At 42.8% G+C, this 17,067-nt stretch carries 18 protein-coding genes; 16 read left to right on the top strand and 2 right to left on the bottom strand.

The annotated features are described in order from the left end of the window. Positions 1-85 precede the first annotated feature (85 nt). Positions 86-811, bottom strand: coding sequence for an AraC family transcriptional regulator (locus KIV41_RS10395; RefSeq protein ID WP_285336315.1), 726 nt, complete (start codon positions 809-811; stop codon positions 86-88). A 340-nt stretch (positions 812-1,151) separates the two neighbouring features. Here KIV41_RS10395 and KIV41_RS10390 point away from each other — a divergent pair, with 340 nt between their 5' ends. From KIV41_RS10390 to KIV41_RS10320, 15 genes are read left to right on the top strand one after another with little or no spacing between them, the layout of a single operon-like run. After that, positions 1,152-1,331: a Flp family type IVb pilin gene (locus KIV41_RS10390; RefSeq protein ID WP_045393972.1), complete on the top strand. Its 180-nt coding sequence runs from the start codon at positions 1,152-1,154 to the stop codon at positions 1,329-1,331. Positions 1,332-1,337: 6 nt separating this feature from the next. Continuing rightward, positions 1,338-1,826, top strand: coding sequence for a prepilin peptidase (locus KIV41_RS10385; RefSeq protein ID WP_285336313.1), 489 nt, complete (start codon positions 1,338-1,340; stop codon positions 1,824-1,826). A 60-nt stretch (positions 1,827-1,886) separates the two neighbouring features. After that, positions 1,887-3,200, top strand: coding sequence for a hypothetical protein (locus KIV41_RS10380; RefSeq protein ID WP_045393976.1), 1,314 nt, complete (start codon positions 1,887-1,889; stop codon positions 3,198-3,200). Positions 3,201-3,214: 14 nt separating this feature from the next. Further along, a complete protein-coding gene (gene cpaB, locus KIV41_RS10375; protein ID WP_045393979.1) occupies positions 3,215-3,970 on the top strand; it encodes a Flp pilus assembly protein CpaB in 756 nt (251 codons plus the stop codon). Positions 3,971-3,977: 7 nt separating this feature from the next. Beyond that, entirely contained in the window at positions 3,978-5,456 is a 1,479-nt protein-coding gene (locus KIV41_RS10370) for a type II and III secretion system protein family protein (RefSeq protein WP_285336310.1), read from the top strand. Positions 5,457-5,468: 12 nt separating this feature from the next. Then, positions 5,469-5,696 (top strand): hypothetical protein, encoded by a 228-nt coding sequence (locus KIV41_RS10365; protein ID WP_045393984.1) that lies wholly within the window; start codon positions 5,469-5,471, stop codon positions 5,694-5,696. Between the two features lie 29 nt (positions 5,697-5,725). Next, a complete protein-coding gene (locus KIV41_RS10360) occupies positions 5,726-7,066 on the top strand; it encodes a TadE/TadG family type IV pilus assembly protein (RefSeq protein ID WP_285336308.1) in 1,341 nt (446 codons plus the stop codon). Next, positions 7,066-7,518 (top strand): TadE/TadG family type IV pilus assembly protein, encoded by a 453-nt coding sequence (locus KIV41_RS10355; RefSeq protein ID WP_138955047.1) that lies wholly within the window; start codon positions 7,066-7,068, stop codon positions 7,516-7,518. Before KIV41_RS10360 ends, KIV41_RS10355 begins: the two co-directional genes overlap by 1 nt. Next, the gene (locus KIV41_RS10350) at positions 7,515-8,033 is read left to right on the top strand and encodes a TadE/TadG family type IV pilus assembly protein (protein WP_143692884.1); all 519 of its coding nucleotides are present in this window, start codon (positions 7,515-7,517) and stop codon (positions 8,031-8,033) included. Before KIV41_RS10355 ends, KIV41_RS10350 begins: the two co-directional genes overlap by 4 nt. Positions 8,034-8,045: 12 nt before the next feature. Then, a complete protein-coding gene (locus KIV41_RS10345) occupies positions 8,046-9,254 on the top strand; it encodes an AAA family ATPase (RefSeq protein ID WP_285336306.1) in 1,209 nt (402 codons plus the stop codon). 15 nt (positions 9,255-9,269) lie between these two features. After that, positions 9,270-10,712 (top strand): CpaF family protein, encoded by a 1,443-nt coding sequence (locus KIV41_RS10340; protein ID WP_138942725.1) that lies wholly within the window; start codon positions 9,270-9,272, stop codon positions 10,710-10,712. A 9-nt stretch (positions 10,713-10,721) separates the two neighbouring features. Then, on the top strand, positions 10,722-11,690 hold the full coding sequence (locus KIV41_RS10335; protein ID WP_045394001.1) for a type II secretion system F family protein: 969 nt from the start codon (positions 10,722-10,724) through the stop codon (positions 11,688-11,690). Positions 11,691-11,692: 2 nt separating this feature from the next. After that, on the top strand, positions 11,693-12,637 hold the full coding sequence (locus KIV41_RS10330) for a type II secretion system F family protein (protein WP_138955043.1): 945 nt from the start codon (positions 11,693-11,695) through the stop codon (positions 12,635-12,637). A gap of 15 nt (positions 12,638-12,652) precedes the next feature. Continuing rightward, entirely contained in the window at positions 12,653-13,666 is a 1,014-nt protein-coding gene (locus tag KIV41_RS10325) for a lipopolysaccharide assembly protein LapB (RefSeq protein ID WP_285336303.1), read from the top strand. 34 nt (positions 13,667-13,700) lie between these two features. Further along, positions 13,701-14,804, top strand: a complete 1,104-nt coding sequence (locus KIV41_RS10320) for a phosphatase PAP2 family protein (RefSeq protein WP_285336302.1) — start codon at positions 13,701-13,703, stop codon at positions 14,802-14,804. 70 nt (positions 14,805-14,874) lie between these two features. Here KIV41_RS10320 and chrA read toward each other — a convergent pair whose 3' ends face one another. Next, positions 14,875-16,014 (bottom strand): chromate efflux transporter, encoded by a 1,140-nt coding sequence (gene chrA, locus KIV41_RS10315; protein WP_285336301.1) that lies wholly within the window; start codon positions 16,012-16,014, stop codon positions 14,875-14,877. A gap of 112 nt (positions 16,015-16,126) precedes the next feature. Here chrA and KIV41_RS10310 point away from each other — a divergent pair, with 112 nt between their 5' ends. Beyond that, a complete protein-coding gene (locus KIV41_RS10310; RefSeq protein ID WP_285336300.1) occupies positions 16,127-17,053 on the top strand; it encodes a LysR family transcriptional regulator in 927 nt (308 codons plus the stop codon). Positions 17,054-17,067 lie beyond the last annotated feature (14 nt).

Below are 17,067 nucleotides of genomic sequence, written 5' to 3'. Positions count from 1 at the left end.
AAACATTGTTAACTTTAGCATGTTCAATCCACATCAGTGAGTATCATTGCTCATTTCTGTGCGTTTAATAACGTTGTGGGGAGTGTTAAAATTTTTGACGATATGCGGCAGGAGAGTAGCCCGTTTTTTTCTTGAAGATCCGAGAAAAGTAAGACACGTCTCGGTATCCACATTGGTAGGCAACATAAGCAATTTTGGCTGAGCTATCTTCCACGAGCAGTTTCTTTGCAAGGCTGATTCGTTTGGTTGTCACAAAATCTCTAAAACTAATTCCGACTTTTCGATGAAATAACTTAGAAAAATACGTTACAGAATAATGGCATAGTGCAGCGACATCTTGCTCTTTTATTTCTCGATGAACGTTTTTAGTCACATACTGAATCACACGATCTAAATTTGAATTATTATGTAAGAGATTGATTTCTAATTTTAAATCGATATTTCTATTGTATGTTGAACCTTGAAAATATTTTAACCTAACGGATTCTATCCAGTCTGGAAAATTACCTGAGGCTAAATGATAAATTTCGGAACAAATATTATCTTGAGGAAGTACGAGTTCTTCATTTTTATCAAATAGAACAATGATTTTTTTATCAAGATTAGAGCAAAGAGTACTGATCGATTTGAGAAAATTATGATCCGGTTGAGTTAAATAAACAAAATAGTGCTCAATGCCCTTTTCACTCATGACGGCGATATCTTTGCCGCAGTCTATAACTTCAAACCTTAATTCTAGATCACCACGAAAGGGTTTAGGGAGTGAATGGAATGGCTCACCAAGCCAATAAATAGTGATGGTTTCTCTCACGTTCTTTCCTCTCATTATTGAGACGGTCACAATGTTTTTGAAAGCCTGAGTGATCCAATTACACGTTAGTTTTTAGATTTCTTTTATTGAGTATTAGCCATCATGTCAGCATTAAGTTTAGAACTATTAAGCAGTTGTGCAAGTGTGATATGTGTATCGATTTAATATTCATATATTCAACGTATAGCTATGAGTTAATAGAAATATTAATTGGCAAAAAAGTCCTAATCGTTAGCAAAAAAGTCCTAACCGTCAATTTTTCGTTTGTCCTACTGTTAATCCATGGCGTAGGTTGCCTTGCAACAGCGCCATTTACACGGGAATTATGAGGGGACTACAAATGGAATCTGTACGCAAATTATTCAATGACTTTATTGAAGATGAAGAAGGTCTAACACTACTGGAATACATTCTTGGTGCTGCATTGATTGTAGCTGCACTGCTTAATATTGGTTTCTGGAGTACGCTAGCGGGTAAATTCCAAAGCGTTGCTAGTGATATCAACACCGTCGGTGATTAAATATCAATGTTAATTGAATTTGCAGCCTGGAGTATATTGTTTGCAATAGGTGTCTCTGATGCTCAGAGACACCGTATTCCTAACAAATATGTTCTTGTTTTTCTTTTAGTTGTTGCTGCGTCACTTACAAGCTCCCCTGGCACAGATTGGTACGATCACGTCAAAGGGGGCGTCGTTACATTCTTCATCTGTTTTGGCTTGTTCATGTTAAAAGTCATGGCTGGTGGGGACGTCAAATTGTTGGCAGTTATAGGTGTGTGGTTGGGGTTAAGTCGTATTGGGGACGCGATGATATGGATTATTCTTGCAGGAGGCGTTGTGGGGCTGTTTTACGCTGCGCTGAATATTGCAAGTAATGATAAATCATTTTCGCATCAAGTTAGAGGCTACTGTCTAAGAAAAGCTACACCGGGCTTTAGGCACGAGTCTCATTTAGTTATCCCATTCGCTCCTGTCATTGTTATTGGCTTAGCTTATTACTCTTACATTTATTAGTAGACAAGAAAATCTAGCTCTTCTGATAAGTAATAAAGTCGCTTGTGATAGGGAGGTCGCATGGGCTCTGTTTGCTTGGAAAAACTTGTGCCACAAATTACACCACCAAAAGTGCCGGCATCAGAAGAAGCTTTAGGGGTGCCACCAGCTGTTCTAGAGAACCTAGTTCTGAAGCATCTATCTGCTTACCCAAAATGCGATTTGGTCGAGTTGACTAGCCGCTTGTGTGTTGTCTCTCATATAGTTGAAAACGCGCTGGCTCAACTAAGACGCCGCAGTTGGGTTGAAGTGTATCAGCCAGTCTCGGATCAAACGCACCACTCCTATTCTAATGTTCGTTATGGGCTTACTGAACTTGGGATGGCTGAAGCAGAACTGGCGTTCCGTAAGGATGCCTATATTGGGCCTGTTCCTGTTTCACTTGAAGAATATTGGACGGTCGTAGAAGCGCAAGATATTCGTAAATATCCAATTGAACGAAAAGATGTCGAGCGGGCACTTCAAGACGTGTACGGCGCTGAGCGTTTGATACCAATTTTGGGGCCTGCTATCAACTCTGGCAGGGCATTGCTGCTTTATGGGCATGCAGGTACAGGTAAGAGTTACGTTGCAGCTCGTGTATTGAATGCGATGAACACTTCGGTATTTATTCCCTACGCGGTCTACGCTGACGGTAATATCATCAAAGTCTATTCGGAGCACCATCACCGTAGGCTAGATGATAATCATGCGCGATTGAGCGTAAAGCTAGAACGACATTACGACAAGAGATGGGTGCTGTGTGAACGACCGAATATCCAAGTGGGCGGTGAGCTCACTATGGAGATGCTGGAAGTGAACCACAGTGAACACAATCGTATTTGGATTGCACCGTTACAAATGATGGCAAATAACGGCATTTTGGTTATTGATGATTTAGGTCGCCAACCTATGCCCGTGGACGCCATTCTAAACCGTTGGATTGTGCCAATGGAGTACTTCTTCGATCATCTTGCGTTGCCCAATGGCCAGCAAATTACCGTGCCGTTTATGTTGACGCTAGCATTTTCATCCAACTTACCCCCAAGCTCAATTGCGGATCCTGCCTTCTTAAGAAGACTGGGGTATAAGGTGGAATTTCGTCCATTGGAGCATTCCGATTACGTCGCATTGCTAAATGAAACAGCCAAGCTTAAGCAGTTGTCGTTAGAAGATGGAATTATCGACACATTAATGGGGCTGCATAGTGAGAGTGGTAAGGCTTTTTACCCTTGCTTACCTAAGGATTTACTAGGTATTAGTCGAGATATTTTATTGTTTGAGGGGGGCGGCAGTGAAGTTCACGCAGACATTCTGCGAAGAGCGTGGGAACTCTACTTTACTGTTGATGAATAGGGAGATAGGGAATTATGAGTCGGATACAGGTCGTGATGCTGTTACTACTCTCAATCGTGTTTGGGTTGGGAGCTGTGATGATAGCGAAACAATGGTTAGATGGGCAAAGTCAGCCAACGGTTGAACTTGAAGAAGTAGAGCGTCATCCGGTGTTAATTGCAGCAATGGAGTTAGAGCCAGGTACGGTTGTTGAAGAACGCCATTTGACCACGAAACTAATGGAAGTGGATTGGATTAAAGAGAGCACGCTGAAGGTACCAGAACAAGCGGTTGGAAGAATCGTTGCGACTACCATTTACGATGGAGAAATGGTTCAGCCGGAGCGCTTAGCTTTACCTGGTGAGGGGGCAACTCTTGCAGCACTAATCCCTGAAAGTAAACGCGCGGTAACAATACGGGTAAATGACGTTATCGGTGTCGCAGGTTTCTTGTTGCCGGGCAATAAGGTGGACATTCTTAATACCATCGGCGGAGGAAAAGGGAAAAGAGCTAACACCACCACTGTTCTTAAAAATATCAAGGTATTGGCAGTAGACCAAACCGCAAAAACCAAAGATAACAAGCCAGTTATTGTTCGAGCTGTGACGCTAGAAGTAACACCAAAAGAAGCGGAAAAACTACTGACAGAAAATAGTAAAGGGAAGATCCAATTAGCGCTAAGGAACCCTCACGAGGTCGATAAGCCAATTGCGAAGAAACGTTACACTCCTCGACCAAGCGTGACGGTAATTAAGGGAACTCAGGCATCGAATGTCCGAGTCAGTAATTAGGTGACTTATGAAAAGAACAATTCTTATTTTTTGTCAGTTACTTCTTGTCAGCTTTTCTGTTCACGCGGTTGCAGCGCAGTCTGGGAAAATCGTTACCGTACCGCATCATCAGTCAACTCAGCTAATGATCTCAGGAAAAGCGAAGAAAGTAACGTTGGGGGATCCTGCAGTATTAGATCTTTTGGTTTTGAGATCCAATGAGCTGTTTTTGATTGGTAAAAAGCTTGGTACGACAAATGTAGCAGTCTGGGACAGTAGAGGCCGAATCATCGAATCGTTTAACGTAGAAGTTACTCATGATTTAAACAGCCTTAAAGCGAAGCTATATCAATTCTTACCTAATGAAAGTATCGAAGTACATAGCGCACAAGAAAAAATTGTGTTGCGTGGTTTGGTAAGTAATCAGCAAAACATGGATACCGCAATTAAAGTGGCTGAAACCTTTGCTGTCGGTGATGCAGTCGATAAGGAGAAAGACAGTAACGATGACGATAAAGTGCATGAAAGCCCAGTTATTAACCTGTTATCTATCGGTGGCGCGCAGCAAGTAACGTTAGAAGTGACGGTTGCGGAGGTTCAACGCAGTCTTGTTCGTCGCTTTGACTCTAATTTCCATTTCTTTCAAAAGAGTGGCGATTTTACTTGGGGAGCGACAACGGTAGGGGGCGATATTCAAAGTATTGATGGCCTCATACAGCCTATCCTCAATGCCCCTGGTGTGAATGAGTTCGGCTTTCTTGGATCATTTATCGATAGTAACACGCTCTTTACGTTTGCATTGGATGTCGCTAAGCAAAATGGGGTCGCAAAGGTGCTCGCGGAGCCAAGCTTGACAGCGCTGAGTGGTACTCAAGCAGAGTTTATTGCAGGTGGTGAGTTTCCTATTCCAGTGCCGAATGATGACGGCATCACTATTGATTACAAAGAGTACGGTGTAGCGTTAGATTTTGTGCCATACATTCTTAGCGATAAGAAAATTAATTTGAAGATGAATGTCAATGTCAGTGAGATTGCAAACTCTGGGGTGCTTACTTTTAATCCAGGTGAAGTTAATGCTGCATTCTTTATTCCTCCAATCACTAAGCGCAGTGCTGGTACGACTCTCGAACTTGCCGATGGACAAACTATCGGGATTGCAGGTTTGTTAAGTGAGAATGCACGTAATGTCGATAGCGGTATACCTGGTGCGAGTGATATTCCAGTACTTGGTCGACTGTTTAAAAGTGAAGAATTCACGTCTGGTGAAACGGAACTGGTGATTTTAGTCACTCCAAGGTTGGCTAAACCAATCGATAGAAGAAGAGTTACCTTGCCGACAGATGGTTTTGTAAGCCCAAATGACGTCGAGTTCTATTTATTGGGTAAAGGGGCAGAGCTTGATTTTGATAGATACAAATTGAATAACGATGATCAGCTTGATCTTAATGTTATTGATTACAACGTTTCGGAAGGTGGTTCCGAAGGTAAATTTGGCCACAGTTTATAGGAGGGACTCAGGATGAAAAAACTATTTTTATTGTTCATTTTCGTAGCATCTCTGGGGCTTTTAGGCTGTGCGAATGAACCGGAGCTTGGAATCTCAGTAAGCCAATTACGAACAGAACAAACACTCAACCCTAACGCGTGGCAAGAGAACTTAGGCTACTTGCCAGAGGGTAGTGGCGAGCGTTCGCAAGTGAGTCTTGAGGTTTACAACAATAATGGGATAGCCAAAGACGAAGACTAAGCAGAATATACTGCTTAAAGGAGTAGGCTATGCTAGCAAAAGGCAATGCCTCATCCAGAACGAAACAAAGTGGTATCGTTCTGGTGTTAGTGAGCATGTTGATGCTGTTCATCTTAGCGATGGCAGCATTTGCAATCGATATTAACCATCAAATATTAAATAAGGCTCGATTACAAAATGCGGTAGATTCAGCTGCTTTAGCTGGGGCGGTAGTGGCAGATGATACCTTGGACGTAACTCAAGCCGAGACGGCTGCGATAGCGATGCTAAATAGCTTTGCTGCAGCGTCTGGTAATAGTGAAATGACGTTTACTAGTAGCAACTCAGCGGTTACTTTCTCCGCTGATAGGCAAAGCTGGGTCAATGCGGCTTCTTTTACACTGCCAGCTGACAAAGACATCTACGTTCGTGTGGCAGTAACAGAGATGCCATTAACTCAGTATTTGAGCTACATCTTTAGTGGTAACAAGAATGTCTCAGCCAGCGCCGTCGCGGGCCGCAGTGCTGCTATTGCCTATACCTGTAACATTACACCGATAGCGGTTTGTGGAGATCCTGATGCGGGTGCTGATGCTGTATGGGGTTATAACCCTGATGGCTATAACCCAAATACAGACACTGATCCGTCGCTGATTCATGAGCTTAAAGTTGGCGACCAAGATAATACCGATATGGGCCCCGGTAACTTTCAGTTACTAGATTTCAGCCAAGGCACTGTTGAAGATGGCGATGGTGGTGATACCGGCAATGGCAATGGCAACGGTGGTGGTAATGGCAATGGGGGTGGCGGTGATGGAGGTGGTGCAGCACTCGTTCGACAAGCTTTAGCTGGAGCTTACAATGGTTGCGCGGCTGTTGGTGCCACGGTGACTACCAAACCAGGTAATAGCATAGGGCCAGTAGCACAAGGTCTAAACACTCGTCTTAATGATTTCTCTGGGCCGATGAAAGATGATGGAACGGTATTACCAGATAAGTATGTTCGTGAGCCCAATAACTTAATGGTTGAAGGGGGCACCTACAGTGGTGACCTCTATTATACCGACTATGTTTCTGAGCTTTCAGGGTGTGAAGGTGGTGGTTCTTGCTCTGGTAACGACTATATTAGTTCTGGACAACATGGACGTAGGATTTTACGTATTCCTATTGTGGATTGTACCGCTGACTCTACTGGTAAAACAGACTTTGATGTCTTGGGTTTTGGCTGTTTCTTTTTGCTACAGCGAGTTGAGAACTCGGGCCAAGCATCTGTTTTCGGTCAATTCCTTTATGATTGCTTGATCAATAACGGTTCAACGGGAAACGATCCGACCGATAAAGGACCGTATCGCATTCAGCTTTATGACGATCCATTGAGTGGAGAGTCCTGATGAACAAATACTTCAAAAATAACGTATCGACTCAACAAGGTCTCGCAGCGATAGAGTTTATTATTACCTTACCTGTTTTGCTGATACTAGCTGTGCTAGTGATGGATGTTGGCCGAGCGTTTATCCAATATACCCAAGTGAATAAAGCGCTGCAAAACGGGGCCCGTTATGCTGTGGTGGATACCTACGGTACGCTAGACTTTGATGCCATAGCTGAGGAGTCCAGTATCAAAAATGTCGTGGTTTATGGCAACCCGACGGCGACAGGTTCACCTATCATCGACTTAATAGGTGTCAACGATATCGTGGTGACGCAACCAACGGCTGCGAATAAAGAAGTGACCCTTTCTGCCACTTACAATTACACGCCTTTATTTTCGAGTTTACCGTTTTCCAATGAATCTCTTCAGTTTTCAATTGGAGCATCAACTAAGATGAGGACGGGGCCATGAGTACGTTATTGTCAAAACAGAAAGGGGTTACTCAAGTCGAGTTTTCGATTATCGCTGTCAGTGTTTTGATCGTGATTTTCGTTATTTTGGAATTCGCAGCTTATTTTTATTCGACACAAATGGTGAATGAAGTAACCAGAAGAGCTGCGCGTTTAGCGACAGTTTGTTATGTCGCCGATAGAGATGATATTCCATCAATGCCTGCCGTAACGAATATTTACCCATCAGGCTTTAGTGCAAATAATTTGGAAATTACCTATTTAGACCAAAGTGGTAACACTGTAGATGTATCTGGGTTTTTGAGTACGCCAATGGCAGATTCAGCAACTCTCGATGCAACATTAACTCAGATTAAATACGTTAAAGCTAGAGCAATTAATTATAGTTTTCAGTTTGTCGTATTGTCGTTTTTGATTAATGCTATAGGAACGACTCCAAATTTTGAAACCATCCTTCCCGCAGAAAGTCTTGGTATTTTAAGACCTGAGGGAAGCGATGTTATTACGAACTGCTAAGGGAGTAGCAATGTGTTGAAACCAATTAAAATTGCAAGCGATCGTAGTAAAACCTTGAAAACCAATCTAATTGTTTGGGTCGTTTATTCATCGTCAGAATTTAAATCACATATGGTCGCTGAGTTATCCGAGTGCTTAAACGTCAATATTGAGTGGATTGAGTTAAAGTTATTTGTTCAAGAAAATGTAAAGAGTAAGCAAACTCCGGATTTGGTTTATGTCGAAACAGGGGATGGATGGGCACAGAAAATTGCTCATGTTTATTCTAACGACAGTAACTTACAGCAGTCCAATACATCACTTATCGTATTTGGTGAAGAGCATGACACAGCTTCACTAAAAATGGCGTTAAAGCTTGGTGCATCAGACTACTTTTCTAAAAAGTTTGATTTTGAGGAGATATACCCAGTTTTAAAAACAACCGCTGAAGAAAAAATTTTCAGTAAAAAAATGGGTGATTTGACGCTATTTATTAATACAAAAGGGGGCTCTGGTGCAACAACATTGGCTTTGAACTCTGCAATTGAATTAGCAAGCTACGTTCAGAGTAAAGTCTTACTTGTTGATTTGGATATGCAATTTAGTGATGCTGCGGATTATTTAAACTGCAAACCTAAATACAGCATTAATGATGTAGTCGAGCAATTATCTGATCTTGATGAGTTATCATTGGAAACACTTATATTTAAACACTCTTCAGGTCTTAATTATCTCTGTTTTAATCAAGAAAATATCAAAGATAACTACAAATGCGCCGCTGGGATAAGTAAGTTATTACCGTTGTTGAGACAGTTCTACTCTCACATCATTGTTGATATGTCACATGGTATTGACCATACATTCCAACAAATTATTTCTCCGGCAACTCATGTATTTTTGGTTGTTCAACAAAATGTCACCTCCATAAAACATGCTTCCAACTACGCTAGAATTTTAGAGTTAGATTATAGTGTTGGCGCCCACAATATAGAGATTATAGTGAATCGATTTGATAAAAAAGCCGAAATATCGGTAAAAGATATCGAAGATACGATTAAAGGACGGTCAATTCATATCGTACCTAATAATTTTTCATTAGCGTTAGAGTGTGCCAATTTAGGTAACCCAATTGTTCAATCGAAGAAAAATAGTGCGATTAAAGCATCTTTAGCAGAGATATCGCACTTATTAGAGAACCCGAAAGAGGATGGAAAAAGCTGGTTTAAGAAATTGTTCTCATAAGCCAAGGAGGGGGCTATGTTTTTTAAACGAAAAAGTGTTGGGGCAAGTTTTTCTGAACTAGTGCAAGAAGAGGAAGTAAAGCTTGAGGAAGAGGTTGTAGAGCAAGAGGAGCAGGAAACCGAGAGTGATCAATCTCTTTCACCACTAGAAGCAAAACTGAAAGCCATCGAAGAGCAGAAAAAGCAGCTAGAGCAAGACCTTTCTGTTAAACATTACTACCATAAACAATTGCTTGATACGTTGGATGTCGGCTTACTCTCTCACTTGGAAGAAGACAGAGCCAAAACTGAGCTGAAAGAGGCGGTAATTCAACTGATCTCGGACGACAAGACACATGCGCTTAGTTCTGAGGCACGTAGTCGTGTCATCAAACAAATAGAAGATGAGGTGTTTGGTCTCGGGCCTTTAGAGCCACTGTTAGATGACCCATCAATATCAGATATTTTGGTGAATGGTCATAATGATGTGTATGTCGAGCGGTTTGGTAAGTTGGAGAAAACACCACACACTTTTCTCGACGAACGTCACCTAAGAAATATTATAGATAGAATTGTTAGTCAGGTGGGGCGACGTATTGATGAGTCTTCACCTATGGTTGATGCTCGCCTGAAAGATGGCTCTCGTTTTAATGCAATCATCCCACCGCTTGCTATTGATGGTCCTTCGGTATCGATTCGTCGATTCGCAGTCGATCGCTTAACCATGGAGAATCTGCTCCAGCTAAACTCTGTATCCGAAGGTATGGCTCGTTTTCTTGAAGCTGCGGTGGTGGGTGAGCTCAATATTCTTATTTCTGGTGGTACGGGTTCTGGCAAAACCACTACCTTAAATATTCTTTCAGGTTTTATTCCTAAAGATCAAAGAATTGTCACAATTGAAGACTCGGCAGAGCTCCAACTGCAACAACCTCATATCGTTCGTTTAGAGACTCGCCCGGCAAACATTGAAGGAAAAGGGGAAATCAACCAGCGCGAGTTAGTGAAAAACTCATTGCGTATGCGCCCGGATCGAATCGTTATAGGTGAGGTACGTGGTGCAGAAGCGGTTGATATGTTATCAGCGATGAATACTGGCCACGATGGTTCACTCGCGACTATTCACGCCAACACCCCGCGAGACGCACTAGGACGAGTTGAAAATATGTTCTCAATGGCGGGGTGGAATGTTTCGACGAAAAACTTGCGTGCCCAAATTGCTTCAGCGATTCATGTTGTGGTGCAAATGGAACGCCAAGAGGACGGTAAACGCCGTATGGTCAGCGTTGAAGAAATCAATGGCATGGAAGGCGATGTGATTACTATGTCGCAGATCTTTAAGTTTCAAAGGCTTGGGGTGGACAAGGAAGGTAACGTACTCGGTGATTATGTAGCAACAGGTATTGTGCCTAGTTGCCATGACCAACTGATAAAACGTGGTCTAGATGTACCATTTGAACTGTTCACCGAGGAAAAGCTATAGGAGTTGAGTATGGAAAACCAAGGTCCTATTTTTCTCTTCTTACTGTTTTTGTCGGTTGTATTTATTAGCCAAGCATTGATTCTTCCTTCGGCTGGTAAAAAAGTAAAGCAGAAGCAACTGCTCAAAAGAATTAAAGAAAGTCGGAAAAATGTTGATGCAGAGAGCATTAACTTGCTGAGAGCAAATGCGCTCAAAGATCTCAGTCCGTTAGAACAGCAATTGGTTCAAATTGGTATCTTTGACAACCTTAAAAGAAAGCTTGAGCTAGCGGGCATTAATGTTGGATTCAGTAAGTTTCTATTTGCATCACTGCTTGGGGGAGTGGCAGTTGCGTTGTTGTTCCTGTTTTTTGGTCAAGCTTGGTACCTTTGCATTGCCGTTATGCTGCTTATTTGGGTTTGTGAATATTTATATGTTCAAAAACGAATCGACCAGCGCTTGATGAAGTTTGAAGAGCAACTACCTGAAGCTCTGGATATTATTAAGCGTGTATTGCAAGCGGGACAACCGATTAACCAAGCTTTTGGGGAAGTTGGCCGTGAAATGCCAGCACCTTTGGGGCCAGAGTTTCTTCAAACCTTCAATCTCCTCAATTACGGTTATGATTTGCGTTTAGCCATTATGCAGCTAACTGAAAGAACGCCTACGATTTCTATGTTGGCTTTTGCCAGCGCGGTGATGATGCAGAAAGAGACGGGCGGTAACTTAATTGAGAATATTGAAAAGCTCTCTCGCATTCTTCGAGCTCGCTTTAAGTTAACCAGAAAGATCAAAACCATTTCAGCAGAATCACGAATGTCCGCATGGATTTTGGTTTTGGCTCCGTTTGCAATGTACATCATTATTGCCATTTCAAAACCTGATTATATCGAGCCCCTTCACAGTACCCCAACAGGTGTGAAATTGATTGGGATGGGGATGGTTGCGCTGTTTATTGGCACCCTTTGGATCCGAAAAATCGTCAGCATGAAGGTGTAGCTATGAATGAACAACAATTAAGAGATTGGCTGGCCCAAATTAATATCGATCAAGAGATACTCATCATGGCATTCATCATGATCGCGACGATTTTGGTTGTTCTGACGATTGGCTCTTTGCTTATGGGAGTGAACTCTCCAATTAAAAGAAAATTGGCTGAGCTATCTGGAGAGCCACAAGGGCGCTCACAAGCAAATGCAAGAATGATGGATACCTTGGAATCTTTAGCGCCTCTTACCTCTCCAAGCAGTGAAAAAGAGCGAGAAACGACCAAAGACAAACTGATGCATGCCGGATTTCATCAACGTAATGCGTTATCACTGTTTTACGCTATTAAATCCGTTACCACTATCATCGGCCTTTTGGTCGCCATGTTTATTTACATTGTTTTCCCTAATATCGGGCGCCTCTATACCTACATGATTCTGGCCGTTGCGATAGGGCTTTTTGCTCCAGATATCGCATTAAGACAGATGGTGAAGAAACGCCAAGAAAATATCCGTGCCGGTATTGCTGATATGCTGGATTTATTGGTGGTGTGTACCGAATCGGGATTAGGTTTTAACGCTGCATTAAGGCGAGTAGCCAACGAATTAGCCATCTCTCACCCAGAATTGGCCGATGAGCTTGATACTGTTTGTGTGAAGATTCAAGCAGGTAAACCAATGCCAGAAGCTCTAAGAGAGCTCGTGGTAAGAACGGGTGTAGAGGAAATCATGGGGCTTGTAAGCATGCTCAGCCATGCATCACGTATTGGCGGCAGCATAGTCGACTCTTTACGTGAATATACAGAAGATTATCGGGATAAGCGTCAGCAAGCATTAGAAGAGATGGCCGCAAAGATACCAGTAAAAATGATGTTTCCAATGGTGCTGTGTATTTGGCCTTGTTTCTTTATTGTCGCAGTCGGACCGGCATTAATTATTCTTGCCGAAGCCTTTTTATAAAGAGGGATAGGGGATATGGATATTCGAAAAACTGTTTTAATTGGGGCTGTAATACTACTTGCAGCGTGCTCCTCTCAACAAAATGACTCTGACTTTGATGAGAGCTTGTATTCCGGAAAGCCCGTAGAGTCTTTAACAAGTGATGCACCTCCGGCAACCGAGGAGGAAGCCATTCAACGCGGTGATGCAGCACTGAACAATAACAATATCGACCTTGCTCTCTATGAGTACATCCGCTCGCTTGCTTTCCCCAATGCACAACACAAAGACAAGACGCTTTATACCGTAGGTAAAATCCATCTAGTCAGAGAAAACTATGAGTTGGCCGATAGATCATTTAGAGCATCACTGGCCGAAAATCCTGATCATATTGGCTCTCTGGCCGAATTAGGAAAACTAAATACCAAGCAAGGAAAGAAGGAGGTCGGACAAAGCTATTACTTGCGAGCTATTAATGCTGACCAAATCCGCTTAGGGGGAGAGCCTAATTTGACCAAAGATACGATCTCTAAAGAGTCCGTTGCAGGCTTGCGTTTTGATGAATCTTCGCCAAGTGAGTCATATGTAGGGCTTGGCGTGTTAGCTGATGTAAGAGGAAATCACGAAACAGCCCAAGCGCTGCTTCGAAAAGCGGTTGAAATTGATAACCGAAACGTCAACGCGCTCGTTAGTCTTGGTTACTCGTACTATATGACTGAAGATTATTTCAGAGCGACACATTTCACCAGTGCTGCATTGAGTGTTAGTCCATCAAATGAGCGCGCAATCAATAATTTAGGACTAATATCACTTGCGAAAGGCCAACCACGTCAAGCATTGAGTATATTTAATAAACACATGAGTGAGCCCGAAGCGCTGAATAATGTGGGCTATTTCTTGATTCTACAAGGCAAGCCAGATGAAGCTATCCCTTACCTTCAACAAGCAATAAATAAGAACCCTTCCTATTATGAAATGGCCAATAAAAACTTAGAGCGTGCTTTAGCTATGGTTCGTGAAGGTACGGATACATCTACGGTTGTTTTTTGACAATAACCAATGAAATTATTAAAGGAGTGTAGCTATGCGTACTTTAGTCAGTTCTTTGAATGAAGTTGCTGAAGAGCTTATTAAAGATAAGCTCCTTTATTATTTTGTTTTGTTAACTTGCATAGTGACTTATGTGGTTTATAGCATCTATCAAGACCAAGTTGTTTATCAATATCAGTTCAGTGATTACTTGGGTCGATTGTCTATCTGTTTGAAAGCATTATTCTTTTCTTGGAGTTTCTTTTTCTACTTCAAAATGCTGATAAAGAAAGAAGAGCGATTATTCTATTCTTATTATATTACCTTGAAAGGGATGCTATCTCCGGCGAGCAAAGTTGTTGTCTTTATATCAAGGGTGATGTTGCTCAATATCTGTTTAGCAAACTATACCTATCTTAAGCAGATCATCCCTGATATTCATGCTTTCAGATTCGATGAGCTGTTCTATCAGTGGGATCTTTTTCTTCACGGAGGCTTATCGCCTTGGGTATTAACCCATGAGCTATTTTCTAGTCCATACTGGACGATGTTTTTTAACTTCGCCTACAACCTTTGGTTTTTGTTGATTTGGGGTAGCTTCTTGTACTTCATGTGGTATTGCAAAAATGAGTACAATCGACAATCCTACCTGCTTTCATTCTTTATGACTTGGTTTTTTATTGGGGGCATTTTAGCAGTAGCAATGAGCTCAGCCGGGCCATGCTTTATGCACTTACTGTATCCGGATAAGACCATGTACTTACCTTTAATGGAGCGACTGTCGAATCAAGTTGATACTTTTTGGTTATTGCAAATATACGGCGGTGAAACGTCACAGCTTCAAGAGTATTTATGGCAGTCATACTCCTCTCGGAGCACTGACATAGGTGCGGGAATATCGGCTATGCCTAGTATGCATGTCGCTTCTTCTGTTTTGCTGGCTCTGGGGGCGTATCAAATCAACAAAAAGGCGGGAATCTTACTTTGGTGTTTTGCAATCATCATTATGATCGCCTCCGTACACCTTGCTTGGCATTACGCGGTAGACGGTTATGTTGCTTTAGTTGTCACTGTGGTGATTTGGAAAGTGGCACAATTTGTGGTTGGGAAAGTCGGTGTAAAAAGTAAAACCCAAGAAGTGGCAATGGATACGGTGTAGAAGAGGACTGTTTTTTGAGCCTCAATTAGCGCACCAAGCTATTCGGATGGTGCGCTTTTTAGTTTGAGTTTTAAATCATACCAGTCACGCAGCCTGCTGCGACAAAGAATACGATCATCCAAAGTACAGATAGATTGAGCTTTTTATGTAGGTAGAAACCTGCAATGATCAGCGCGATATCAATCGGAGCAATCACAGCACTAGTGAATACTGGTTGGTAAAGTGCCGCTAAGAGTAAACCAACTACTGAGGCATTCACGCCATTAATTGCGCCAGATACCGCAGGTTTGCCAGCTAGAGCTTGCCAGTTTTTCAGCACGCCAAGTAACAGCAAAAAGCCCGGAAGAAAGACACCCAGTGTTGCAACTAGCGCCCCTAGAATTGGTGTATCCGATAGCTCATAGCCAATGTAAGTTGCGAAGGTAAACATCGGTCCAGGTACAGCTTGTGCTGCTGCGTAGCCCGTTAGGAACGCATCTTGGCTGAGCTGATCGCCAACGATGTTTTGCAGCAACGGAAGAACCACGTGACCACCACCAAACACTAAACTGCCGGCTTGGAAGAAGTCGCTAAATAACCCCAGCATCGGTAGCGTGTGAGCCACCAAAGGCAAGCCAAGGAGAAGTACGGCAAACAGAGCGAGTGGAGCGATAGTTGGTTTGAACGGCTCTGCTGGTGTGGTCGATTCTTTCTTTAGATATTGGGTACCAATCAAACCTGCCACGACTAAGACCAACATTTGTGTCATGATGCTAGGTGCAACCAATAACGCTATTGCCGTTGCCACACACAATCCTGCTGTTAGTTTGCTTTGGCAGAAGTTTTTGTACATTCCCCATGTCGCATCAGCGACCACCACAACAGCCAGTAACTTCAAGCCGTGTACGATGTTTTGGAACAGGGCTGTATCCGTGATTTGGCTGCTCACCATTGCAAGTGCCAACATGATGATCACCGAAGGCAGCGTGAATCCAAGAAACGCCATACAAGCGCCGCCCAGACCTCCGCGTTTGTAACCCAATGCAAAGCCAACTTGGCTTGACCCCGGTCCCGGTAAAAATTGGCTCAATGCCACGATTTGTGCGTATTCGCTATCATCAATCCACTTGAGTTTTTCTACGAATGTTTGGCGGAAGTAACCGATGTGTGCTGCAGGACCACCGAAACTGATCCAACCGAGCCAAAAAAAGGTTTTAAAAATGGTAAACATATTGAGCCTGTTAAATCTCCAATAACACTCCAGTTACTGTATGAAATGTACTAAGATGACTCAAATTAATAGTTTTAATTTCATCTATGAATGAAATGGGATTGGGTAATTTGTGAAAGATGATATTCAGTGGCGTAACATCGATTTGAATCTGTTGGTGACCTTCTCTTATCTGTATCGCTATCGCAGTGTGAGTTTGGCTGCCGAGAAGAGTTTTGTCAGCCAGTCCGCTATGAGCCATAGCTTGTCGCGTTTACGTGCGCTGTTTGATGACCCTTTGTTTGAACGCAAAGGGCATAAAATGGATCCGACTGAGCACGCGCATCATATCGCGCCAACAGTGCATCATTTATTGGATACCATTGCCAAAGACTTGCTGACTAAGTCCGAGTTTCAGCCAGAAAACTACACTGGCGTGTGTCGCATTGGTCTTACCGATTACGCTGAGTTCATCTTCGCACCTCTGCTTTATGATGTAATCCGCAAGCGCGCGCCAGAAGCGCAAATCAGCTTTATCAATGTTAACCGTAGCAACTATGTCGCCATTACTGAACACGACAAGCTCGATGTCATTCTTGGTAGCATGCCCGTACTCGATGACAACTTTGATAGCCAATATCTCTACACTGAAAAGCATGTGTGCCTATGCGATAAGCAGGTTTTAAACGGTGAGACTGAATTATCGATTGAAGCATTTGCCAATATTGAACAAGCCTTGGTGAGCCCGGATGGCAGTTTAAGTACCCAGGTAGACAAAAAACTCGCGGAACATGGTTTAAGCCGCAAGGTAACAGTAGCTTCACGTAACTTCTTGACGATCCGTAATCTGCTTAAACAACGTAATTTGATTGCCATTGTGCCGGAAAAAATGGCATCAGCAGAAGGGTTTTCAGATGGCTTAGTGTCAGTGCAGCCGCCGATTGCGGTTGCCGATTTTGATATTGCTATGCTGTGGCACACCAGTCGTAACAATGAAGACAAAGGGACGTGGCTACGTCAGCTGGTGGCAGATATCGTTACTTCAACGCACTCTCGCTGAACCTAGCATCTCGA

Source organism: Vibrio sp. D401a (assembly GCF_030248515.1).
GTDB classification, from domain to species: Bacteria; Pseudomonadota; Gammaproteobacteria; order Enterobacterales; family Vibrionaceae; genus Vibrio; species Vibrio rotiferianus.
Note: the sequence above shows the minus strand (reverse complement) of the source record. Positions and strands in the feature narration are given on the sequence as shown.

What these genes read in the sequence shown, in the direction of transcription:
- KIV41_RS10390 (WP_045393972.1), top strand. Translation starts at nt 1,152, where the DNA reads ATGGAATCTGTACGCAAATTATTCAATGACTTTATTGAAGATGAAGAA.
- KIV41_RS10385 (WP_285336313.1), top strand. Translation starts at nt 1,338, where the DNA reads ATGTTAATTGAATTTGCAGCCTGGAGTATATTGTTTGCAATAGGTGTC.
- KIV41_RS10380 (WP_045393976.1), top strand. Translation starts at nt 1,887, where the DNA reads ATGGGCTCTGTTTGCTTGGAAAAACTTGTGCCACAAATTACACCACCA.
- cpaB (WP_045393979.1), top strand. Translation starts at nt 3,215, where the DNA reads ATGAGTCGGATACAGGTCGTGATGCTGTTACTACTCTCAATCGTGTTT.
- KIV41_RS10370 (WP_285336310.1), top strand. Translation starts at nt 3,978, where the DNA reads ATGAAAAGAACAATTCTTATTTTTTGTCAGTTACTTCTTGTCAGCTTT.
- KIV41_RS10365 (WP_045393984.1), top strand. Translation starts at nt 5,469, where the DNA reads ATGAAAAAACTATTTTTATTGTTCATTTTCGTAGCATCTCTGGGGCTT.
- KIV41_RS10360 (WP_285336308.1), top strand. Translation starts at nt 5,726, where the DNA reads ATGCTAGCAAAAGGCAATGCCTCATCCAGAACGAAACAAAGTGGTATC.
- KIV41_RS10355 (WP_138955047.1), top strand. Translation starts at nt 7,066, where the DNA reads ATGAACAAATACTTCAAAAATAACGTATCGACTCAACAAGGTCTCGCA.
- KIV41_RS10350 (WP_143692884.1), top strand. Translation starts at nt 7,515, where the DNA reads ATGAGTACGTTATTGTCAAAACAGAAAGGGGTTACTCAAGTCGAGTTT.
- KIV41_RS10340 (WP_138942725.1), top strand. Translation starts at nt 9,270, where the DNA reads ATGTTTTTTAAACGAAAAAGTGTTGGGGCAAGTTTTTCTGAACTAGTG.
- KIV41_RS10335 (WP_045394001.1), top strand. Translation starts at nt 10,722, where the DNA reads ATGGAAAACCAAGGTCCTATTTTTCTCTTCTTACTGTTTTTGTCGGTT.
- KIV41_RS10330 (WP_138955043.1), top strand. Translation starts at nt 11,693, where the DNA reads ATGAATGAACAACAATTAAGAGATTGGCTGGCCCAAATTAATATCGAT.
- KIV41_RS10325 (WP_285336303.1), top strand. Translation starts at nt 12,653, where the DNA reads ATGGATATTCGAAAAACTGTTTTAATTGGGGCTGTAATACTACTTGCA.
- KIV41_RS10320 (WP_285336302.1), top strand. Translation starts at nt 13,701, where the DNA reads ATGCGTACTTTAGTCAGTTCTTTGAATGAAGTTGCTGAAGAGCTTATT.
- chrA (WP_285336301.1), bottom strand. Translation starts at nt 16,014, where the DNA reads ATGTTTACCATTTTTAAAACCTTTTTTTGGCTCGGTTGGATCAGTTTC.